This is a genomic window from Pseudomonas sp. FG13, assembly GCF_057809755.1.
In genome coordinates, this window is the sequence record NZ_JBMDKO010000072.1 from 1 (window position 1) to 21264 (window position 21264).

General features: G+C 61.4%; 16 protein-coding genes. 12 read left to right on the forward strand and 4 right to left on the reverse strand.

The features are described 5' to 3' along the window. Nucleotides 1–149 precede the first annotated feature (149 nt). The 6 genes from recC (at nucleotide 150) to yfiB (ending at nucleotide 11865) form a co-directional block, all read left to right on the forward strand. Nucleotides 150–3596, forward strand: coding sequence for an exodeoxyribonuclease V subunit gamma (recC, locus tag ACODTO_RS27960; protein ID WP_489107378.1), 3447 nt, complete (start codon nucleotides 150–152; stop codon nucleotides 3594–3596). Between the two features lie 2 nt (nucleotides 3597–3598). Next, on the forward strand, nucleotides 3599–7288 hold the full coding sequence (gene recB, locus ACODTO_RS27965) for an exodeoxyribonuclease V subunit beta (protein ID WP_489107379.1): 3690 nt from the start codon (nucleotides 3599–3601) through the stop codon (nucleotides 7286–7288). Further along, the gene (gene recD / locus ACODTO_RS27970; RefSeq protein ID WP_489107380.1) at nucleotides 7285–9381 is read left to right on the forward strand and encodes an exodeoxyribonuclease V subunit alpha; all 2097 of its coding nucleotides are present in this window, start codon (nucleotides 7285–7287) and stop codon (nucleotides 9379–9381) included. The genes recB and recD overlap by 4 nt, the downstream gene beginning before the upstream one ends. A gap of 135 nt (nucleotides 9382–9516) precedes the next feature. After that, a complete protein-coding gene (gene yfiR / locus ACODTO_RS27975) occupies nucleotides 9517–10092 on the forward strand; it encodes a regulatory sequestration protein YfiR (RefSeq protein ID WP_139648041.1) in 576 nt (191 codons plus the stop codon). Beyond that, nucleotides 10089–11339, forward strand: a complete 1251-nt coding sequence (dgcN, locus tag ACODTO_RS27980; RefSeq protein ID WP_489107381.1) for a diguanylate cyclase DgcN/YfiN — start codon at nucleotides 10089–10091, stop codon at nucleotides 11337–11339. Before yfiR ends, dgcN begins: the two co-directional genes overlap by 4 nt. A gap of 22 nt (nucleotides 11340–11361) precedes the next feature. Then, nucleotides 11362–11865: an outer membrane lipoprotein YfiB gene (yfiB, locus tag ACODTO_RS27985; protein WP_464710308.1), complete on the forward strand. Its 504-nt coding sequence runs from the start codon at nucleotides 11362–11364 to the stop codon at nucleotides 11863–11865. On the opposite strand, the gene ACODTO_RS27990 is transcribed toward yfiB, so the two are convergent. Continuing rightward, on the reverse strand, nucleotides 11862–12809 hold the full coding sequence (locus ACODTO_RS27990; RefSeq protein ID WP_489107382.1) for a LysR family transcriptional regulator: 948 nt from the start codon (nucleotides 12807–12809) through the stop codon (nucleotides 11862–11864). The genes yfiB and ACODTO_RS27990 overlap by 4 nt on opposite strands. A gap of 139 nt (nucleotides 12810–12948) precedes the next feature. Here ACODTO_RS27990 and ACODTO_RS27995 point away from each other — a divergent pair, with 139 nt between their 5' ends. Next, a complete protein-coding gene (locus ACODTO_RS27995; RefSeq protein WP_139648047.1) occupies nucleotides 12949–14475 on the forward strand; it encodes a CoA-acylating methylmalonate-semialdehyde dehydrogenase in 1527 nt (508 codons plus the stop codon). Between the two features lie 10 nt (nucleotides 14476–14485). Further along, nucleotides 14486–15373, forward strand: coding sequence for a 3-hydroxyisobutyrate dehydrogenase (gene mmsB, locus ACODTO_RS28000; protein WP_139648049.1), 888 nt, complete (start codon nucleotides 14486–14488; stop codon nucleotides 15371–15373). Nucleotides 15374–15447: 74 nt separating this feature from the next. Here mmsB and ACODTO_RS28005 read toward each other — a convergent pair whose 3' ends face one another. Further along, complete coding sequence (locus ACODTO_RS28005) at nucleotides 15448–15792, reverse strand: cupin domain-containing protein (RefSeq protein WP_139648051.1); 345 nt, start codon at nucleotides 15790–15792, stop codon at nucleotides 15448–15450. Nucleotides 15793–15892: 100 nt separating this feature from the next. Beyond that, complete coding sequence (locus ACODTO_RS28010; RefSeq protein WP_139648053.1) at nucleotides 15893–16777, reverse strand: LysR family transcriptional regulator; 885 nt, start codon at nucleotides 16775–16777, stop codon at nucleotides 15893–15895. Between the two features lie 228 nt (nucleotides 16778–17005). Here ACODTO_RS28010 and ACODTO_RS28015 point away from each other — a divergent pair, with 228 nt between their 5' ends. Further along, nucleotides 17006–17770 (forward strand): sulfite exporter TauE/SafE family protein, encoded by a 765-nt coding sequence (locus ACODTO_RS28015; RefSeq protein WP_489107383.1) that lies wholly within the window; start codon nucleotides 17006–17008, stop codon nucleotides 17768–17770. On the opposite strand, the gene ACODTO_RS28020 is transcribed toward ACODTO_RS28015, so the two are convergent. After that, a complete protein-coding gene (locus ACODTO_RS28020; RefSeq protein ID WP_139648057.1) occupies nucleotides 17760–18071 on the reverse strand; it encodes a putative quinol monooxygenase in 312 nt (103 codons plus the stop codon). The two genes, ACODTO_RS28015 and ACODTO_RS28020, sit on opposite strands and share 11 nt — an antisense overlap. A 198-nt stretch (nucleotides 18072–18269) precedes the next feature. Between ACODTO_RS28020 and mdaB the strand changes: the two genes are divergently transcribed. The 3 genes from mdaB (at nucleotide 18270) to ACODTO_RS28035 (ending at nucleotide 20816) form a co-directional block, all read left to right on the forward strand. Next, nucleotides 18270–18860 carry an NADPH:quinone oxidoreductase MdaB gene (mdaB, locus tag ACODTO_RS28025; RefSeq protein ID WP_489107384.1) on the forward strand — a complete coding sequence of 197 codons (591 nt, stop codon included), beginning with the start codon at nucleotides 18270–18272 and terminating at the stop codon, nucleotides 18858–18860. A 48-nt stretch (nucleotides 18861–18908) separates the two neighbouring features. Continuing rightward, nucleotides 18909–19826: a LysR substrate-binding domain-containing protein gene (locus ACODTO_RS28030; protein ID WP_489107385.1), complete on the forward strand. Its 918-nt coding sequence runs from the start codon at nucleotides 18909–18911 to the stop codon at nucleotides 19824–19826. 96 nt (nucleotides 19827–19922) lie between these two features. After that, nucleotides 19923–20816, forward strand: coding sequence for an NAD-dependent epimerase/dehydratase family protein (locus ACODTO_RS28035; RefSeq protein WP_489107386.1), 894 nt, complete (start codon nucleotides 19923–19925; stop codon nucleotides 20814–20816). Nucleotides 20817–21264: the final 448 nt, after the last annotated feature.

The following is a 21264-nucleotide window of genomic DNA, read 5'->3' on the forward strand; positions in this document are numbered from 1 at the left end:
TCCGAAACCCCTATCTGCTGACGCAGGTAGGGGTTTTGTTTTGCCCGCAGGAAAGTTCTTACGACAAGCGCGGACCGTTCCCGGCTGCTACAACCCCCCGACAGTGCTAAGGTTCGGCCCTAGCTTTTTGCATTTTCAAGGATGCCTTTATGCCGGACGCAACGTCCCTCAGCCCAGCCTTCATGGTGATTCATGGCAATCGCCTTGATGAGCTGCGCAGCCTGGTAATCAGCTTGATGCGACGTTATCCGCTGGCTCCGCTTGAGAATGAAATTGCACTGGTGCAGAGCAACGGTATTGCCCAATGGCTCAAGCTGGCACTGGCAGAGGATCCGGAAGACGACGATACCGGCGGCTGCGGCATTGCGGCAGCCATTGATGTACAACTGCCCGGCAGCTTCATGTGGCAGCTCTATCGAACGGTTTTGGGACGCGATGAGATTCCGGCCAAGTCCCTGCTGGATAAAGCCCCCCTCACCTGGCGACTGATGCGCCTTTTGCCACAGTTGATCGAGCAGCCTCATTTCGAGCCCCTGCGTCGGTTCCTCACCCACGACACTGATCTGCGCAAGCGCTATCAGTTATCCGAACGTCTTGCCGATCTGTTCGACCAGTATCAGGTGTACCGGGCCGACTGGCTCGAAGACTGGGCAGAGGGCCGGCACCAGACGAGAAATGTCCGAGGCGAAATCAAGGCGCTTGCGCCCGCTAATTGCTGGCAAGCCGAACTGTGGCGAGCCTTGCTGGTGGATGTGGGAGAAGAGGGCATGGCTCAAAGCCGTGCGGGCGTCCATCAACGGTACATTGAACGTATCAACAGCCTGGAAGCCGCTCCGAAAGGACTTCCTGCACGGGTGATAGTGTTTGGTATTTCCTCGCTACCGGCCCAGGCCCTGGAGGCGCTGGCCGGTCTGTCGCGGTTCAGCCAGGTTCTACTGTGTGTCCATAACCCTTGTCGTCATCATTGGGCGGACATCGTGGCCGACAAGGACCTGCTGCGCCATCAGTACAAACGTCAGGCACGCAAGGCCGGTATGCCCGCTATCCTCGATCCGCAGTCCCTGCATCAACATGCTCATCCGTTACTCGCGGCATGGGGCAAGCAGGGGCGCGACTATATCAACCTGCTCGACAGCTATGACGACCCCAATCGCTATCGCTCGGTGTTTCGCGACGGCCGAATCGACCTGTTCAGTGACGGCAATCCCACGACCCTGCTCAGCCAGTTGCAGGATGACATCCTTGAGCTGCGCCCCCTGGCTGAAACCCGGGAACGCTGGCCTGCCGTCGATACGGAGCGAGACGGATCGATCCGTTTCCACGTCGCCCACAGCGCCCAGCGTGAAGTCGAAATTCTGCATGACCAGTTATTGGCCCATTTCAGCGCGGACTCGACGCTACGTCCTCGGGACATCATCGTCATGGTTCCGGACATCGACAGTTATGCTCCGCATATCCGTGCCGTGTTCGGTCAGCTCGACAGGACGGATCCGCGCTTCATTCCCTTCACCCTCACCGACCAGGGACAGCGTGGACGCGATCCATTGCTGATTGCCGTCGAGCATTTGCTGAAGCTGCCCGATAGCCGCTTTCCCGTCAGCGAAATCCTCGACTTGTTGGATGTCCCGGCCCTGCGCAAGCGATTCGGCCTTGATGAGGTCGACTTGCCAACACTGCACCGTTGGATCGAGGGTGCCGGTATTCGTTGGGGCATGAACGCCGAACACCGCGCCGGGCTCGGTCTGCCCGCCGAGCTTGAGCAGAACAGCTGGCGGTTTGGTTTACGGCGGATGCTGTTGGGGTATGCCGTCGGCAGTTCGGACGCCTATGAAGGCATTGAACCCTATGACGAAATCGGTGGCCTTGACGCAGCGTTGATCGGGCCCCTGGCCGCATTACTGGATGCGCTGGACGTCGCCCATCAGTCGCTCACCGAGTCCGCATCTCCACAGGTGTGGGGATCGCGTCTGCGTGACTTGATGCAATTGTTTTTCCAGGCGAGCAGTGAGCATGACGACTATCTGCTGGCCCAGCTCGAAGACCTGCGCGAAACCTGGCTGGAAACCTGCGAGTCGGTGGGGCTGCAGGATGAGTTGCCGCTGACGGTGGTACGGGAGGCTTGGCTGGCAGGCCTGGATCAAGGTCGGCTGTCCCAACGCTTTCTCGCCGGCGCGGTCAACTTCTGCACCTTGATGCCGATGCGTGCAATTCCCTTCAATCTGGTGTGCTTGCTGGGAATGAACGACGGCGATTATCCGAGAGCTCAGCCGCCGTTGGACTTCGATCTCATGGGCAGTGACTATCGGCCCGGTGATCGCTCCCGGCGTGAGGACGATCGTTATCTGCTATTGGAGGCGCTGCTGTCGGCCCGGGAAAAACTCTACATCAGCTGGGTAGGACGCAGTATCCGCGATAACAGCGAGCGACCCGCATCGGTATTGATCGGTCAGTTGCGGGATCATCTGTCCAGTGGATGGCGACTGGTCGACGACAGCAAGGACCTTCTCGAGGCGCTGACCCAGGAGCATCCCCTGCAACCGTTCAGCGCTCGTTATTTCCTTCAGGGTAATGAACTGTTCAGCTATGCCAGCGAGTGGCGGATGCTTCACGACAACCACGACCATGGGAGCGGTGTTCAGGTGCTGGATCCCTATGTTCAGGAAGAGCCCCTGAGCCTTGGGCAATTGCAGGACTTCCTGCGCAACCCCGTCCGCCATTTTTTCAGCCAGCGACTCAAGGTGTTCTTCGAAGCCATCGAAGCCCCGCTGGCCGATGACGAGCCCTTCGTGCTCGATGCCCTTCAACGCTACAGTCTGAGCGACAGCTTGCTGGAAGCCGCCTTGGTGCGCCTGGACCAGCCGGATCTTGCCCTGGAGGCCCATGCCAAGCGTCTGCAGAACAGCGGCCTGTTACCGATGGCGGGTTTCGGTGAGTGCATGCAACGCGAACTGATCGAGCCTCTGCCGGATCTGCTCCAGCGTTATCAGCAACTTCTGGCGTTATGGCCCACTCCGTTGACCAGCGCAGTGCCTGTCAGTCTCCAATTGCATGGCGTCAGTGTCGAAGGATGGCTCAGCGGCCTGCACCAGCGTTCCGACGGGGCGGTCCTTGCTATCACTGCCATACCCAACAGCATCGGCTCCGTCAGGACCCGGAAGTGGCACCGCCTGATACGTCCCTGGGTCAACCACCTCGTGGCGTGCGCCAGCGGACTGTCGATGACCACCGCATTGGTGGCCAGTGATGACAGCTTGCTGTTGGCACCTTTTGAAGAACCTGTGGCGCGAAGACTGCTCGGTGACCTGTTGCAGGCTTGGCAGTCGGGCATGCGCCAGCCGCTTCCGATTGCGGTGAAAACCGCCTTCGCCTGGCTTGGCCAGACGGATCCGGATAAAGCCGAGGCGGCGGCCCGAAAAGCCTACGAAGGCGATGGGCTGACCTCTGAAGGCGAGCGACGGGAGAGTCCGGCCCTGGCCCGGCAGTTTGCCGACTTCGATGCCCTGACGGCAGACGAGACATTTCCTGACTGGTGCGATGCGCTTTATCGGCCGCTGTTCGAGGCTCCATGGCGTTCCGCAGTCGGCGAGGAGGCGTAATCATGAGTCGGCAGACACCTCTGGCTTTGGCGTTTCCCCTGCGCGGCAGCCAATTGATCGAAGCCAGTGCGGGCACTGGCAAGACCTTCACCATTTCAGCGCTGTACCTGCGACTGGTATTGGGCCATGGCGGCTCGGCGACCGGGTTCGGTCGTGAACTGCTTCCTCCACAAATCCTGGTCGTGACTTTTACGGACGCCGCCACCAAAGAGTTGCGCGAACGTATCCGCACGCGCCTGGCCGAAGCCGCGCGTTTCTTTCGGGATGAGATTCCGCCCCCCGATTCACTGATTGCCCAGTTGCGTGACGAGTTCGACGAAACGCAGTGGCCCGGTTGCGCCAATCGGTTGGACATCGCCGCGCAATGGATGGATGAAGCAGCGGTTTCGACCATTCATAGCTGGTGCCAGCGGATGTTGCGTGAACACGCCTTCGACAGCGGGAGCCTGTTCACCCAAACCCTGGAAACCGATCACAGCGAATTACTCGGCGAAGTGCTGCGCGATTATTGGCGGCTGTTCTGCTACTCGATGCAAGGTGAAGCGCTGAACTGGGTGCGCACCCATTGGGGAGGGCCCGCTGCCCTGCTGCCGCGGGTAAGGGGGCTGTTTTCCAGCGAGCGTGACAACGGTGAGGGGCTTGAGCCTGCCGAGCTCATCCTGGCATCGCTTCAGGAGCGCAGCGCCGCCTTGCTCGACCTCAAGGCGCCCTGGCGGCAATGGGCGGCGGAGCTGCTGGAGATCTGCCAGCAAGGCGTAGCCAACAAGAGCGTCGACGGGCGCAAGATGCAGGCTCGCTATTTCGAACCGTGGTTTCAGAAAATCTTCGCCTGGGTGGATGACGAGAGCCTCGAACTCCTGGATATCGGTACCGGGTTTACGCGGCTGACCCCCGAAGGCATGGCAGAGGCCTGGAAAGGCGAAGTGCCCAGACATCCCGGGCTGGAGGCCATGGCCAGTCTCAAGGCCAGCCTGGAGGCGTTGCCCACCCCGGATGCAGCGGTGTTGCAGCATGCGGCCCAATGGGTGGGCGCGCGCTTTGAGGCAGAGAAGCGCCGACGCGCGGAGATGGGCTTCGACGACATGCTGCTGAGGCTGGACGCAGCCCTGCTGGCCGAGGGTGGAGAGCGTCTTGCGAGCCTGATACGCGAGCAGTTTCCGGTCGCGTTGATCGATGAGTTCCAGGATACCGATCCGGTTCAATACCGGATCTTCGAAAGCATCTACCGCATCGAAGACAATAACCCTGAGACGGGGCTGTTCCTGATCGGTGACCCGAAACAGGCCATCTATGCCTTTCGTGGCGCCGATATCCATACCTACCTGCGTGCCCGTGAGGCGACCGCAGGCAGGCTCCATACCCTGGGCACCAACTTCCGTTCCAGCCACGCCATGGTGGGCGCGGTAAACCATATTTTCCAGAACGCCGAATCCCGTCCGAACGGACGCGGTGCGTTCCTGTTTCGCGAAGCACCGGACCGGAACCCGGTGCCGTTCCTGCCCGTTGATGCCCAGGGCCGCAAGGAGTCCTTGCAGGTCGCGGGGCAGCCCCTTGCAGCGATGAACCTCTGGCACTTGCCGTCGGACAAGCCGCTCTCCGGTGCGGTCTATCGGCAGCAAATGGCGGCTGCCTGCGCCAGTGAGATCACGGCGCTTCTCAATGGCGGCCAGGCGGGGCACGACGGCTTCATCGAGGATGGAAAGGCACTGCGCGGGCTGTTGCCAGCGGATATCGCGATCCTGGTGCGGGACGGTAAAGAGGCGCAGGCGGTGCGGGATGAGTTGTCTGCCCGGGGCGTACGCAGTGTCTATCTGTCCGATAAGGATTCGGTGTTTGCCTCGCAGGAAGCGCGCGACCTGCTGATCTGGCTCAGGGCCTGTGCCGAACCGGATGTCGAGCGGCCATTGCGGTCTGCGCTGGCGAGCATCACGTTGAACCTGCCGCTCACGGAGCTGGAGCGACTCAACCGGGATGAGCTGGCCTGGGAAGCGCGGGTCATGCAGTTCCGTGGCTACCGTACGGTCTGGCGCACCCAGGGGGTGCTGCCCATGTTGCGGCGCCTGCTGCATGATTTCGAACTGCCCCAGGCCTTGATGGCGCGCAATGAGGGTGAGCGGGTGCTGACCAACCTGCTGCACCTCAGCGAGCTTCTGCAACAGGCAGCCGGTGAGCTGGACGGTGAACAGGCTCTGATCCGGCATCTGTCGGAGCACCTGGCCTTGTCCGGTCAGGCCGGAGAAGAGCAGATCCTGCGCCTGGAAAGCGATGAGCAGTTGGTCAAGGTGGTGACGATCCACAAGTCCAAGGGGCTGGAGTATCCGTTGGTGTTCCTGCCGTTCATCTGCTCGACGAAGCCAGTGGATGGCAGCCGGTTGCCCTTGCATTACCACGATGAGGCCGGCAGGGCACAAATCAGCCTGAAGCCATCAGCCGAACTGATAGCCAAAGCTGACGACGAACGTCTGGCCGAGGACCTGCGCCTGCTCTACGTGGCGCTTACCCGCGCCCAACATGCCTGCTGGTTGGGGGTTGCCGATCTCAAGCGGGGGAATAACAGCAGCTCGATCCTGCATCTGTCTGCGCTGGGGTATCTATTGGGTGGCGGTGCGCCGCTGTCCGATTCGGTGCAATTGCGGCGCTGGTTGGAAGACCTGCAACAAGGCAGTGCTGCGGTGAGTTGCCAGGAGATGCCCCAGGCCACCGACGAACGCTACCGTCCCCCGCGCAACGAAGCCGTGCTGCTCGCCCCCTTGAGGCCGGTACGCAAAGCCAGTGAAAACTGGTGGATTGCCTCGTATAGCGCCTTGCGCATCGGCGAGACCCTGAGTGCGGGCAGCGACACGGCGCCGGAAGATCCCCAGGCCCAGAAACTGTTCGACGATGAGCGGCTTGATCCGGATGCGCCCAGGGAAGTTGTCGCTATCGGGGGGGACATTCATCGCTTCCCCCGCGGCCCCAATCCCGGCACTTTCCTCCACGGCCTCCTTGAGTGGGTCGCCGGCGAAGGGTTTGCCGTCGCGCCAACGGCCATCGAGGACGCCATTGCCCGACGTTGCAATCGTCGAGGCTGGAAAGGCTGGATCACGACGCTCAGCGATTGGCTGCAGCACTTGATGGCAACGCCTATGCGGATTGGCAATGATCAGCCGCCGGTGGTGCTTGAGCGTTTGACCCGGTTCCAGGTCGAGATGGAGTTCTGGTTCGCCAGCCATAAGGTCGATGTGCTCAAGCTTGATGAGCTGGTTTGCCGATTCACCCATGGCGGTGTGGCCCGCGTCGCCGCGGAACCTGTGCTGCTCAACGGCATGTTCAAGGGATTCATCGACCTCACGTTCGAGCATGAAGGGCGATATTACGTGGCGGACTACAAATCCAATTGGCTGGGGAGCGATGACGCGGCTTATACCCCTCAAGCCATGGAGCAATCGATCCTCGACAATCGCTACGATCTGCAATATGTGCTGTACCTGTTGGCGCTGCATCGTCAGCTCAAGGCGCGCCTGCCCGACTATGACTACGACCGACATGTCGGCGGTGCGTTGTACCTGTTTCTCCGTGGCACCCGTGCGGCCAGTCAAGGGGTCTATTTCACCAAGCCGGCGCGAGCACTGATCGAACAATTGGATCGCCTTTTCCAAGGGGCGCCCGAGCCCAAGGCTGAGCCAGCATGGGTACAGGGAGAATTGCTATGAGTCGGACGTTTGTCGATCTGCTGCCCAAATCGTCGGACGACGAGAGCCTGGTCGAACTGGCGCCTTTGGACCGTGCAAATGATCTGCTGCTGTTGTTGACGCGCTGGGTCGAGCGCGGTTGGTTGCGCGCTCTGGACAAAGCCTTCGTTGCATTCCTTCATGAGCTGGCGCCCGACGACGATCCATTGGTGTTGCTCGCCGCGGCGCTCGCCAGTCATCAGCTGGGCCATGGACATGTCTGCCTGGACCTGTTCGAAACGCTCAAGGAGCCGGATTTTGCCTTGTCGCTCCCCCCCGAGGGCGATCCGCAAACGGGTGCGATGCTGTTGCCATCGCAAATACTGCGGACCCTGGAGGGAGCTCATTGGTGCAAGACCCTGGCGTCCAGCCGTCTGGTGGCTTTGGCTGCCGATGAGCGCGAGCAGGCGCTGCAATGCCCGTTGGTGCTGTCCGGTAAACGTCTTTATCTGCGGCGATACTGGACCTATGAGCGGCAGATCGATGAGGCGTTGCGTCAACGGCTGGCCGAACAGGAAGCCGCCCCCGTCGATCTGGGCGAGCGCCTGAACGGGCTGTTCGGGCCGGCCGCTGCCGCAGGTCCGATCGACTGGCAGAAACTGGCCTGTGCCCTGGCGACCCGGGGCGCCTTCAGCATCGTGACCGGCGGTCCTGGCACCGGCAAGACCACCACCGTCGTGCGTTTGCTGGCGCTGCTTCAGGCTCCCGCCGTCGAGGCCGGAAAGCCGCTGCGGATTCGCCTGGCAGCACCTACCGGCAAGGCGGCGGCGCGCCTGACCGAATCCATCAGCCAACAGGTCCGGACCCTGGACGTCCCCGATGCCGTGCGCGAGCGGATTCCTTGTGACGTCACCACTGTCCATCGTTTGTTGGGCAGCCGGCCGGGAACCCGGCATTTTCGGCACCATGGGGGGAATCGGTTGCCACTGGACGTACTGGTGATCGATGAGGCGTCCATGATCGATCTGGAGATGATGGCCAATCTGCTGGATGCGTTGCCGCCCCATGCGCGGTTGGTGCTGCTCGGGGACAAGGATCAGTTGGCCTCGGTGGAGGCCGGAGCGGTGCTGGCGGATTTGTGTCGGGATGCCGAGGAGGGCTGGTACGACGCCAGAACCCGGGCCTGGCTTGAATCGGTCAGCGGCGAAGACCTGGCGGCCAGTGACCTGCAGCAAGACATCGATGGCACTCATCCGTTGGCACAGCAGGTCGTCATGCTCCGGCACTCCCGCCGTTTCGGCGAGGGCAGCGGTATCGGCCAACTGGCTCGATGGGTCAACCAACAGCAGCCCGAAAAGGCGCGCCAGTTGCTGGTGGGCAAGCAACATGCCGATCTGTTTTCCCTGGCCTTGAAAGGTGAGCATGACGGAGCGCTGGAGCACTTGCTGCTTGAAGGCCAGGCAGAAGGTCCCCAGGGTTATCGGCATTACCTGAGCCTGCTGCGGCAACGACGTCCGGCAGCTACCCGTCCACTGGCGGATGCCTGCTGGGTCGATTGGGCTCGGGAGGTCCTTTCTGCATTCGACGCTTTCCAACTGCTCTGTGCCGTGCGTAGAGGCCCGTGGGGTGTGGAAGGGTTGAACCAGAGAGTGACCACTGCGCTGCTCAAGGCCCGTCTTATCGACAGCGATCACCAGTGGTACGAGGGCCGTCCGGTCTTGATGACCCGCAACGACTATGGTCTGGGGTTGATGAACGGCGACATCGGGATTGCCCTCAAATTGCCCGAGCATGATGGGCCGGACGCGGGCAAGCAGGTCCTGCGTGTGGCGTTCCCTCGCAACGACGGACAGGGCGGTGTGCGCTTCGTCCTGCCCAGCCGCTTGAATGATGTGGAAACGGTGTATGCCATGACCGTGCATAAATCCCAGGGCTCGGAATTCACCCATACGGCGCTGATTCTTCCGGATGCGTTGAACCCCGTATTGACCAAGGAGCTGGTGTACACAGCAATTACCCGGGCCAAGCAGTGGTTCAGCCTGATCGAGCCACGGCCAGGGATATTCGAGGAAGCGGTTCGGCGTAGGGTCAAGCGCCTGAGTGGGCTGATGCTGGATCTGGAGCCGCGGAGCTGAATGAACAGACGTTCATGACAATGGATTTAATGACGTCGATTTTTTGTCGGAAATCGCCGTAAAGGCGTTGTCTCGCTGGCTTTTTGGCACTGTGCTATCGTTCCGACATTTACTGGATCGATCAAGAGATTTTCCATGGGTGGGGCTGTTCGGCAAGCACTGCGCGCCAAGGACTGGAGGCATTATCTGCTCGCCAGTTTTTTGTGTTTGCTGTCGCCTGTCCTGGTGGCTGAAAACCAAGAGCCCGTGACTCACGCGCAAGTGCGGGCCGAGGCGGTGACCCAGGTCGTATTGGGCATCCTCAGCTACGCCCGTTGGCCTGTGGAGCCAACCCAACTGCAGCTCTGCATTGTCGGGCCGACCCAATACACCGACGATCTGGTCAAAGGCACAATCCAAGCCACTGGTCGAACGGTGAACGTGCAGCGCTTGCTGGCAGATCACCCCGGCATCGCCGATGAATGCAACGCGGTCTATGTCGGCAGGCTGACCGCCGATGAGCACGCTCAACTGTTCGCTTCCTTGTCCGGCAAACCGGTATTGAGCATCAGCGAAGGCGGTGACCAGTGCACCGTGGGCAGCCTGTTCTGTCTGCGGGTGGGTGATGAACAAGTGGCGTTCGAGGTCAACCTCGATTCGGTCGCGCGCAGTGGCGTACGCATCCACCCGAGTGTCTTGCAACTTTCACGTCGCAGGTCAGCGGCGCCATGAACCTGCCAGCCTCGCGTATCCGTCCCACCCTGGGCTCGGTCATCGGTCGCGGCCATCTGATCGTTGCGCTGGTGGCGGTGGCCATGGCCAGTATCTCCCTGACGTTGCTGGGGGTACTGGCGTTACGGGTTTACGCCGATCACAACCTGCACCTGATTGCCCGGTCGATCAACTACACCGTGGAGGCGGCCGTTGTATTCGATGACTCGGTGGCAGCCACCGAGGCGCTGGCATTGATTGCCACCACCGAAGAGGTCGCCGATGCCCGGGTATTCAATGAGCATGGCCGTCTGTTGGCGCATTGGCAGCGACCGGAAACCGGTCTGCTGTCGGAACTGGAGATGCACATCGCCAAGGCATTCCTGGAAAAACCCATCAGCATGCCGATCCTTCATCAAGGGCAGGCCGTTGGCAGTGTCCACCTGGCGGGGCATGGCGGCAGCCTGTTGCGCTTTTTGCTCAGCGGTCTGGCGGGGATCATCGTGTGCACGGCGGTGAGTGCCTGGGTGGCGTTGTACTTGGCCCGGCGCCAGTTGCAGGCGATCACCGGCCCCCTGCGCAGCCTGGCGGATGTGGCCCACGCGGCACGCAGCGAGCGAGCCCTGGATCGACGGGTGCCGCCGGCTGCCATTGCTGAACTGGATAATCTGGGTAACGACTTCAACGCGTTGCTCGCCGAACTTGAATCCTGGCAGACCCACCTGCAGAGCGAGAACGAAACCCTGGCCCATCAGGCCAGCCACGACAGCCTGACCGGACTGCCGAACCGGGCGTTTTTCGAAGGCCGGCTGATTCGTGCCTTGCGCAATGCCAGCAAGCTCGATGAGCAGGTGGCGGTGTTGTACCTGGACAGTGATCGGTTCAAGGGCATCAATGACAATTTCGGTCACGCTGCCGGTGATGCCGTGCTGACGGCGGTGGCGACCCGGGTCCGTGCCCAGCTTCGTGAGGACGACCTGGTGGCGCGCCTTGGGGGGGACGAGTTCGCGGTGCTGCTTGCACCGTTGCACAAGCTCGAGGACGCCGAACGGATCGCTGAGAAGATCATCGCCAGCATGGATGTACCGATTCAATTGCCCGGTAACGCTTCGGTGCTGACCTCGCTCAGCGTCGGCATTGCGGTTTATCCCGATCATGGCGCCACTCCAGGTGCCTTGCTGCATGCCGCCGACGCAGCGATGTACCAGGCCAAGCGCCTTGCCCGAGGCGGCCAACATTCGATGGGGACGGAGCACCCCGTTGCCTAACTTCAAAACCAGGAGCTGACGCGTGCGTTCATACCCTCAATCTGTCCTGCAAATATTCATTTCATTTGTGTTCATGGCCGTCCTGGCCCTGAGCGGTTGCCAGACGGCACCGCCAAAAGGCCTTACACCTGCGCAGATTGCCGTGCTCAAGCAGCAAGGGTTCAAACTGACCGACGAGGGTTGGGCGTTCGGTCTGTCGGGCAAGGTACTGTTTGGCAGCGACGTGGAAAGCCTGAATGAAGCCAGCACAGAAATCGTCGAGCGAATCGGCAAGGCGCTGCTGGAGGCTGGAATCGAACGGGTACGCGTCGATGGTCATACCGATGCATCGGGTTCCCAGGCCTATAACGATCAACTGTCGATACGTCGGGCCAATAGCGTGAGCAAGGTGCTGATTGGCGTTGGCATGCGCGAAGAAAACATTCAGTCCCGCGGCCTGGGCAGTAGCAAACCGGTCGCATCCAACGACACAGTCGAAGGCCGGACGGAGAACCGTCGTGTGGCCATTGTGGTCATTGCCGATTAATCGGCAAATACCATTTCCCGGGTCTCGCCCATCAGCAGGGCCCGATTCTGTTCGGTCACCTCTCTGATGTAATCCCACAACAACGTAATCCGCTTGAGCTTGCGCAGATCCTCCCGGCAGTACATCCAGAACTGCCGGGTGATAGTGATGTCCTCCGGCAATACCGGCAGCAACCGTGGATCCTGGGCGGCGAGGAAGCACGGCAGAATCGCCAGCGAACGTCCTTGCTGCGCCGCCACGAACTGCGCAATCACGCTGGTACTGCGCAGATGGGCGCTGGCGTCGGGCAGCACGTTTGCCAGGTAGAGCAGCTCTGAACTGAACGCCAGGTCATCCACGTAGCTGATGAACGAGTGCTTGCTCAGGTCGGACGAACGGTGGATGGGCGGATGGCTGTCCAGATAGGGCTGGGTGGCATAGAGCTGCAACCGGTAGTCACACAGTTTGCAGCACACGTAGGGGCCATGTTCGGGGCGTTCCAGAGCGATGACAATGTCGGCCTCGCGCTTGGAGAGGCTGATGAAGTGCGGCAGCGGCAGAATGTCCACCGAGATGGCGGGATAGGCGTCGACGAAGTGGCTCAGTTGCGGGGTGATGAAGTAGCTGCCAAAGCCTTCCGTGCAGCCCATGCGCACATGACCGGACAGCGCGACGCCCGAGCCGGACACCTGTTCGCAGGCCATGTGCAGGGTGCTTTCAATCGATTCGGCGTAGCTCAGCAGGCGTTGCCCTTCGGCGGTCAGCACGAAGCCGTTGGTCCGGGATTTTTCGAACAGCAGCGTTCCCAATGAAGCTTCCAGCGAGCTGATGCGTCGCGACACCGTGGTGTAGTCGACGCCGAGGCGCTTGGCTGCCGTGCTGGCTTTGCGGGTGCGGGCCACTTCGAGGAAAAACTTGAGGTCGTCCCAGTTCAGCGAACCGAGGGAGGTGATGTTTTTTTGCATGATGGACCGGTTTTTATGTGCGTTCTTATTAGAAGTTTGCACATCTATACTCCAAAAATCGTCTCATCACCAAGGTGTCTTTTGCGCCTTGGTCTCTGCTGAATCAACGCTCTCTATAAGAACAATCCCGGAGGCCAGCATGAACGTTTCCCTCACGCCCAGTGACACCACCCTGCAGACCGTCAAGCTGTTGATCGACGGCGAGTGGGTTGAATCCCGTTCCAGCGAATGGCACGACATCGTCAACCCGGCCACCCAGCAAGTGTTGGCGAAGGTCCCGTTTGCCACCGCATCGGAAGTCGATGCTGCCATTGCCGCTGCCCAGCGTGCCTTCCAGACCTGGAAGCTGACGCCCATCGGTGCGCGCATGCGCATCATGCTCAAGCTCCAGGCGTTGATTCGCGAACATTCCAAACGCATTGCCGCCGTGCTCAGCGCGGAGCAGGGCAAGACCCTCGCGGACGCCGAAGGCGATATTTTCCGTGGCCTGGAAGTGGTCGAGCACGCCTGCTCCATCGGCACCCTGCAGATGGGCGAGTTTGCCGAGAACGTCGCCGGTGGCGTAGACACCTACACGCTGCGCCAGCCGATCGGTGTCTGCGCGGGCATCACGCCGTTCAACTTCCCGGCGATGATTCCGCTGTGGATGTTCCCGATGGCCATCGCCTGCGGCAACACCTTTGTCCTCAAGCCATCGGAACAGGATCCGCTGTCGACCATGTTGCTGGTCGAACTGGCGGTCGAAGCCGGTGTGCCGGCGGGTGTGCTCAACGTGGTGCATGGCGGCAAGGACGTGGTGGATGCGCTTTGCACTCACAAGGACATCAAAGCCGTTTCGTTTGTCGGCTCGACGGCGGTCGGCACCCATGTGTATGACCTGGCGGGACGTCATGGCAAGCGCGTGCAGTCGATGATGGGGGCGAAGAACCACGCGGTGGTGCTGCCGGATGCCAATCGCGAACAAACCCTCAATGCCCTGGTTGGGGCCGGTTTCGGCGCGGCGGGCCAGCGTTGCATGGCGACCTCCGTGGTGGTGATGGTGGGCGCGGCCAGGCAATGGCTGCCGGACCTGAAAACGCTGGCGCAGAAACTCAAGGTCAACGCCGGGAGTGAGCCGGGCACCGACATCGGCCCGGTGATTTCCAAGCGGGCCAAGGCGCGGATCCTCGAATTGATCGAGAGCGGCGTGCAGCAGGGCGCGAAGCTGGAGCTCGATGGCCGGGGCGTCAGCGTGCCGGGCTTCGAACAGGGCAACTTCGTCGGGCCAACGCTGTTTTCCGGCGTGACCACCGACATGCGTATCTACACCGAAGAGATTTTCGGGCCGGTGCTGGTGGTGCTGGAAGTCGACACCCTCGACGAGGCGATTGCCCTGGTCAACGCCAACCCGTTTGGCAATGGCACAGGCCTGTTCACCCAAAGCGGCGCGGCGGCGCGCAAGTTCCAGAGTGAAATCGACGTCGGTCAGGTAGGGATCAATATCCCGATTCCGGTGCCGGTGCCGTTTTTCAGCTTCACCGGCTCCCGCGGTTCGAAACTCGGTGACCTTGGTCCATACGGCAAACAGGTGGTGCAGTTCTACACTCAGACCAAGACCGTTACCGCGCGCTGGTTCGATGATGACAGCGTGAATGACGGCGTGAACACCACCATCAACCTGCGCTAAGGAGTCGGACATGAACATCGCATTTATCGGCCTGGGCAACATGGGCGCGCCCATGGCGCGCAACCTGCTCAAGGCCGGCCATTCGCTGAACCTGTTCGACCTGAACCAGGCCGTGCTGGCCGAACTCGCGGCGTTGGGCGGCACGGTCAGTGCCTCGCCTCGCGATGCGGCCCAAGGCGCGGCGCTGGTGATTACCATGCTGCCGGCCGCCGCTCATGTGCGCAGCGTCTGGTTGGGTGAAGACGGCGTGCTGGCCGGCATTGCCGCCGGTACGCCAGCGGTTGATTGCAGCACGATCGATCCGCAGACCGCTCGCGACGTCGCCGCCGCTGCCGCCAAGCAAGGCGTGGCGATGGCCGATGCGCCAGTCTCGGGTGGCACCGGCGGTGCGGCGGCTGGCACGTTGACCTTCATGGTCGGTGCCACCGCCGAGTTGTTCGCCACCTTGCAACCGGTGTTGGCGCAGATGGGCCGTAACATCGTCCATTGCGGCGAAGTCGGCACCGGCCAGATCGCCAAGATTTGTAACAACCTGCTGTTGGGCATCTCGATGGTGGGCGTCAGCGAGGCCATGGCCCTGGGCGATGCCTTGGGAATCGACACCCAAGTGCTGGCCGGCATCATCAACAGTTCCACGGGGCGTTGCTGGAGTTCGGATACCTACAACCCATGGCCGGGCGTGATCGAAACGGCACCCGCCTCCCGTGGCTACACCGGTGGTTTCGGTGCCGACCTGATGCTCAAGGATCTGGGCCTGGCCACCGAAGCTGCCAGGCAGGTTCATCAGCCGGTGGTGCTGGGTGCAGTGGCGCAGCAGCTATATCAAGCGATGAGCCAGAGAGGCGAGGGCGGCAAGGATTTTTCGGCCATCGTTAACAGCTATCGCAAGCCTCAATAAACGCGAGGCGGATCGTGGCGAGGGGCGTGAGTGCAGTGTCCTCGCCACACGTGCCGCAGATATATCGAACCGCGTCAGGCAAAGACGAAGTATTTGCGCACGGTTTCAACCACTTCCCAGGTGCCTTTCATCCCAGGCTCGATGACAAAGATGTCACCGGCCCGCAGATGGATGGGTTCCATGCCTTCCGGGGTGATGATGCAGTAGCCTTCCTGGAAGTGGCAGTATTCCCACTTCACGTATTCCACGTACCATTTGCCCGGCGTGCAGATCCAGGTGCCCATGATTTTGCTGCCATCTTCGCTGGTGTAGGCGTTGAGGTTGACGGTATGCGGGTCGCCTGCGAGCTTCTCCCATTTGCAGGCATCGAGTACGGGCAGCGGATGGGTATCGCGCAGGACGGTGATAGGTGCGGTCATGTGGACTCCGGGCAATGGACGTAAGCTGAAGAGGCACCCTATAGGCGTCTGCGTTCCTCCAGTTGTCTGTACTCGACATCGGGCTACCCAGAAACGCAAATCAATGCTCGGACAGATGCACGGCGAGAGCCTTGGCATAGGCCGGCAACGCCTCGAAATTACGAGCCGCCAACAACAGAGCCCGTTGTGCCCAGGCCTCGTGCAGCGGCACGCACCGATACGATGGCCCGGCAGATCGACGGTCGATGGCGGCCCTCGGCACGATGGCGATACCTGCGCCATGGGCCACCATGCGAATCATCCCATCGAAACTGTCGGCGCGAATGCGGATTCGCATGCGTAACCCGGTGTGCAGGGCCTGCTCTTCGAGGTACACCGCCAGGGCGTTAGAGGCGTTCAGGCCCACGTAATCATGATGGAGGGTTTCGCTGAAGCTCACCGCGCGACCGTCGGCCAATGGATGTTCGGACGGTAGGATCAATACCAGTGGATCGTTGCGAAAAGGCCGGGTCTGAAGGTCATCGGTGTCGACTGCGTCGGATACCACACCCAGGTCTGCCGCACCCTGGCGCAAGGCATGGGTGATGCGTGAGCTGGGCAGTTCCTGCAGGTCGATGTCGAGATTGGGATGGTCCTTGAGGAAAGTGGCCAGCAACTCGGGCAGGTATTCGCTCATGGCGCTGGTGTTGCACAGCAGCCGTACCCGGCCCTTGACCCCCTTGGCGTACTCCGCCAAATCCTGCTGCAAGTGCTCCGCGTGTTGCAGCAACACCCGGGCATGCTGCGCCAGGGCCTTGCCGGCCGGCGTGGGCGTCACGCCACGCCGCCCGCGTTCGAGCAATTCGGTGCCCAGGGACGCTTCCATGGCACGGACCCGCGCACTCGCCGCCGCCAGGGACAGGTGACTGCGGGTTGCACCGGCGGTGATGTTGCCGGTGTCGAGGATGTTCAGGTAGAGGCGCAGGTCGGTGAGGTCGAAGTGCATGGGGGGATCCTGTGCCGGGTTTTGTGGTGTCTGATGGATTGCCATCGCGAGCAGGCTCGCTCCCACAGTGCTCGGTGTGAGCACAAGATTTGTGTTCACCCTGTGGGAGCGAGCCTGCTCGCGAAGGGGCCAGTAGCACCGCCAAAGTCTTCAGCCTCTTGTTGAGCAAGAGGCAGGCTCAGTATATGGCAGATTTCAAAACGATCCGCTTGGGCCCAGGATAGCCCCATGGACACCTTCATCGCTTTCTATCAGAACCTCGGGCCGGCGCTATCGCTGTTGGTCATCGCCACGTTCCTGCTGGCCGGTACGATCAAGGGGGTGATCGGCCTCGGCCTGCCGACCATTTCCATGGGGTTACTCGGGCTGGCTATGGCTCCGGTGCAGGCTGCCGCATTGCTCATCATCCCGGCCACTTTGACCAACCTCTGGCAACTGGCCTTCGGCGGTCACTTGCGTACCTTGATCCGGCGCTTGTGGCCGCTGTTGCTGGCGATTTTCCTCGGCACCGGCCTTGGAACCTTGTGGATTGGCATGGCGGGCGGTCCCTGGGTGGTGCGGGCCTTGGGCGGCGCGTTATTGGTATACGCCCTGAGTGGACTGGCGCTGCCGACGCTCCGGGTCGGCGGCCACGTTGAACCCTGGCTCGCCCCGCTCTGCGGGCTGCTGACCGGTGTCATCACGTCCGCCACGGGTGTGTTTGTCATTCCGGCGGTGCCTTATCTGCAAGCACTGGGCTTGAGCAAGGACGAGTTGGTGCAGGCCTTGGGTCTGTCCTTCACAGTGTCGACATTGGCCCTGGCGGCCGGCCTGTTGTGGCGCGGCGCCTTGGGCGGGGGGGAACTGAGCGCGTCGATGCTGGCGTTGGCACCGGCGCTGCTGGGGATGTGGCTGGGGCAGTGGTTGCGCCAACGGATCAGCGCCATGCTATTTCGACGGGTGTTCTTCATTGGCCTTGGCGGCCTCGGTGCTCACTTGCTGATCAGCGGCTAGACGACGCACTCAGCATCTCGACGCGGCGGATCTCGAAGTCGCGCTCCAGGTAATCCATGCGGTGTTCAAAGAACTGCTTCATGTGTGGCAGATTCGAATGCACGTCCAGGTGGGCCTGGGATTGCCAGATTTCATAGAAGATAAACAGCGTCGGATCCTGTTGGTCCCGCAGCATGTGATATTCGATGCAGCCCGGTTCGGCGCGACTCGGTTCGACGTAGGCGCGAAACAGGGCTTCGAAGGCTTCGGCTTTTTCCGGGCGGGTTTTGGCGTGGAGGATGAAACCATGCAGTTCGCTCATCGCGTGTCTCCTGAGTGAAAGTGAGTTGAATCCTACGGCAATAATCGGCTGTTGATTCGTGCGTGTAGGTCAAAACAGTTTTGCCTCGGTTGCGCTTACTCCGCGTGACGCTCATCGGTAGTCTGCCCCCCATCTTTTCCAACCCTTTCCATTCGGCAGCCCTGCGTGGCGCTCGCCATGGACCCGATGAGGCTCCCCATGAAAAAAGTCCTGCTGCTCAACGGTGGTAAACAATTCGCTCACTCCGACGGCCGCTACAACGCGACCCTCCACGACACGGCCCTGAGTGTGTTGGACCGTGGTGGCCTGGACGTGAAAAGCACGTTCATTGACGGTGGCTACGACATCAAGGAAGAGGTCGCCAAGTTTCTCTGGGCCGATGTCGTCATCTATCAGATGCCGGGCTGGTGGATGGGCGCGCCATGGACCGTGAAGAAGTACATCGACGAAGTGTTCACCGAAGGTCATGGCAGTCTCTACGCCAGCGACGGTCGCACCCGCTCCGACGCCTCGCAGAAGTACGGCAGCGGTGGCCTGGTACATGACAAGCAATACATGTTGTCGCTGACCTGGAACGCCCCGCAGCAGGCCTTCGATGATCCGACCGACTTCTTCGAAGGCAAGGGTGTGGACGCGGTGTATTTCCCGTTCCACAAGGCCAACCAGTTCCTGGGCATGACCGGCTTGCCGACCTTCCTGTGCGTCGACGTGATGAAGCGTCCGAACATAGAGGCTGATGTGGCGCGGTATGAACAGCATTTGATCGAGGTATTCGGCCTTTCGCGGTAATCCGGCTACTCTCGCCACATTGACTGTGCATCCGATGAGAGGACATTTGTGAAAGCCAGATCCGACGAGTTGCAGATCTTCGTCTGCGTGATCGAGTGCGGGTCGATTTCCGCCGCCGCCGAGCAGGTCGGGCAGACGCCGTCGGCGGTCAGTCGCACGTTGTCCCGACTGGAAGCCAAGCTCGACACCACGCTGATCAACCGCACCACTCGACGCATGGACCTGACCGAGGAGGGCCGGTATTTCTTCGAACAGGCCAAAAGCATTCTCGACCAACTGGAAGCGTTGGAGGAACGCTTGTCCTCCCGCCAGCAGAAGCCTTCAGGACGGTTGCGGATCAACGCTGCGTCGCCGTTCATGCTGCATGCCATCGTGCCGCACATCGATGAGTTCCGCTGGCTCTACCCGGACATCCAGCTCGAGCTCAACACCAATGACCTGATCATTGATTTGCTGGAGCAGAGCACCGACGTCGCCATCCGCATCGGCGCCCTCACCGATTCGACGTTGCATGCCCGTCCCCTGGGTTGCAGTCCGTTGCATATCCTGGCCAGCCCTGACTATCTGGAGCGGCACGGCACGCCTTCAACCGTCGCTGAACTGACGGAGCATGCATTGCTGGGGTTTGCCCAGAACGATGGCCTCAACCAATGGCCTCTGCGCCATCTTCACGGCGACCGTTGGCCCATCCAGGCGGCCATCAGCGCGTCCAGTGGCGAAACGGTGCGCCATCTGGCGCTGCAAGGGCAGGGCATCGCCTGTCTGTCGGATTTCATGACCCGCGACGACATCCGTGCCGGTCGATTGAAGGTGCTGCTGGCCGAGACCAATAGCGGGTACCGCCAGCCGATCAACGCCGTCTACTACCGCAACTCTCAGTTGGCGTTGCGCATTCAGTGCTTTCTGGACTTCATCCAGGACAAACTCGCCGAATACGCCTCGCGGGATTTTGAGACTGATTCGTGACTTCAAGGCAAGAGTGATTTGGGCAATGTGGACTGTTTCGCCAAGGATCGGTCCTCGATACTCGTTCCATCACTGATCCTGCCAAGGAGTTTTTCCATGAACGTATTCGTCACTGGCGCTGCCGGTTTTATTGGTGGCTCCATTGCCACCGCTCTGGTTCGGGCCGGGCATCAAGTCATCGGCCTGGTACGCAGCGCCGAGCAGGCGAGAGAGCTCACTGCCCTGGGTATCCAGCCGGTGATCGGTACCCTGGAAGACAGCGCGTTGCTGACCGCACAGGCCCGCGCCGCCGATGCGGTGATCAACGCCGCCAGCAGCGACCATCGCGGCGCGGTCGAAGCGCTGCTCGAGGGCCTCAGGGGCTCGAACAAAGTCCTGCTGCACACCAGCGGTTCGAGCATTGTCGGCGATGCTTCGGGTGGTCTTGCCAGTGCTGACATCTACCAGGAGAACAACCTGCCGGAGCCTACCGTCGACAAGGCTGATCGTGTCGCGATCGATAACCTCGTCCTTGACGCGGCAAAGGACGGCGTGAACTCGGCGGTGATCTGCAACACCTTGATCTACGGCCACAGCCTGGGTGTCAAACGCGACAGCGTGCAACTGCCGCGCCTGCTCAAGCAGGCTCGTAAAAGCGGGGTGGTGCGGCATGTCGGGTCGGGGCGGAATATCTGGTCCAACGTGCACATCGAGGACGTGGTCGAGTTGTACCGGCTCGCCCTGACCCGCAACCTGCCTGGCACGTTCTACTTCGTCGAAAGCGGCGAGGCCTCGTTCCTCGACATGACCACGGCCATGGCCCGGGCGCTGAACCTTGGCGAACCCCAGGACTGGCCGCTGGCCGATGCCGAGGCCGAGTGGGGCTATGAAATGGCCAACTACGGCCTGGGCTCCAACAGCCGCGTGCGAGGCCTGCATGCCCGCGAACTGCTGGGCTGGGCACCGAAGCGGACGTCGGTGGTGGAGTGGATTCTCAACGAAATGGTGTAAGACGCAGCACTTCCCCCTGTGGGAGCGGGCTTGCTCGCGAAGGCGTCAGACCGGCCAATCCTGAGTTGGCTGATGCACCGCCATCGCGAGCAGGCTCGCTCCCACAGTTGTTCAGCGACGACCGCAAAATCCCGATCCAGCCCGGTTCCCCTGTGGGAGCGAGCCCGCTCGCGATGGCGTCAGATCGGTCAATCCTGGGTTGGCTGATGCATCGCCATCGCGAGCAGGCTCGCTCCCACAGTTGTTCAGCGACGACCACAAAATCCCGATCCAGCCCGGTTCCCCTGTGGGAGCGGGCTTGCTCGGGAAGGCGTCAGACCGGCCAATCCTGAGTTGGCTGATGCACCGCTATCGCGAGCAGGCTCGCTCCCACAGTTGTTCCGCGACGACCATAAATCCCGATCCAACCCGGTTCCCCTGTGGGAGCGAGCCCGCTCGCGATGGCGTC

Coding starts and splice junctions, on each gene's coding strand:
- yfiR (WP_139648041.1), top strand. CDS start 9,517: ATGGGTGGGGCTGTTCGGCAAGCACTGCGCGCCAAGGACTGGAGGCAT.
- ACODTO_RS28015 (WP_489107383.1), top strand. CDS start 17,006: ATGGACACCTTCATCGCTTTCTATCAGAACCTCGGGCCGGCGCTATCG.
- recD (WP_489107380.1), top strand. CDS start 7,285: ATGAGTCGGACGTTTGTCGATCTGCTGCCCAAATCGTCGGACGACGAG.
- ACODTO_RS28035 (WP_489107386.1), top strand. CDS start 19,923: ATGAACGTATTCGTCACTGGCGCTGCCGGTTTTATTGGTGGCTCCATT.
- ACODTO_RS28010 (WP_139648053.1), bottom strand. CDS start 16,777: ATGCACTTCGACCTCACCGACCTGCGCCTCTACCTGAACATCCTCGAC.
- dgcN (WP_489107381.1), top strand. CDS start 10,089: ATGAACCTGCCAGCCTCGCGTATCCGTCCCACCCTGGGCTCGGTCATC.
- mdaB (WP_489107384.1), top strand. CDS start 18,270: ATGAAAAAAGTCCTGCTGCTCAACGGTGGTAAACAATTCGCTCACTCC.
- ACODTO_RS28005 (WP_139648051.1), bottom strand. CDS start 15,792: ATGACCGCACCTATCACCGTCCTGCGCGATACCCATCCGCTGCCCGTA.
- recB (WP_489107379.1), top strand. CDS start 3,599: ATGAGTCGGCAGACACCTCTGGCTTTGGCGTTTCCCCTGCGCGGCAGC.
- recC (WP_489107378.1), top strand. CDS start 150: ATGCCGGACGCAACGTCCCTCAGCCCAGCCTTCATGGTGATTCATGGC.
- ACODTO_RS27995 (WP_139648047.1), top strand. CDS start 12,949: ATGAACGTTTCCCTCACGCCCAGTGACACCACCCTGCAGACCGTCAAG.
- ACODTO_RS27990 (WP_489107382.1), bottom strand. CDS start 12,809: ATGCAAAAAAACATCACCTCCCTCGGTTCGCTGAACTGGGACGACCTC.
- ACODTO_RS28020 (WP_139648057.1), bottom strand. CDS start 18,071: ATGAGCGAACTGCATGGTTTCATCCTCCACGCCAAAACCCGCCCGGAA.
- mmsB (WP_139648049.1), top strand. CDS start 14,486: ATGAACATCGCATTTATCGGCCTGGGCAACATGGGCGCGCCCATGGCG.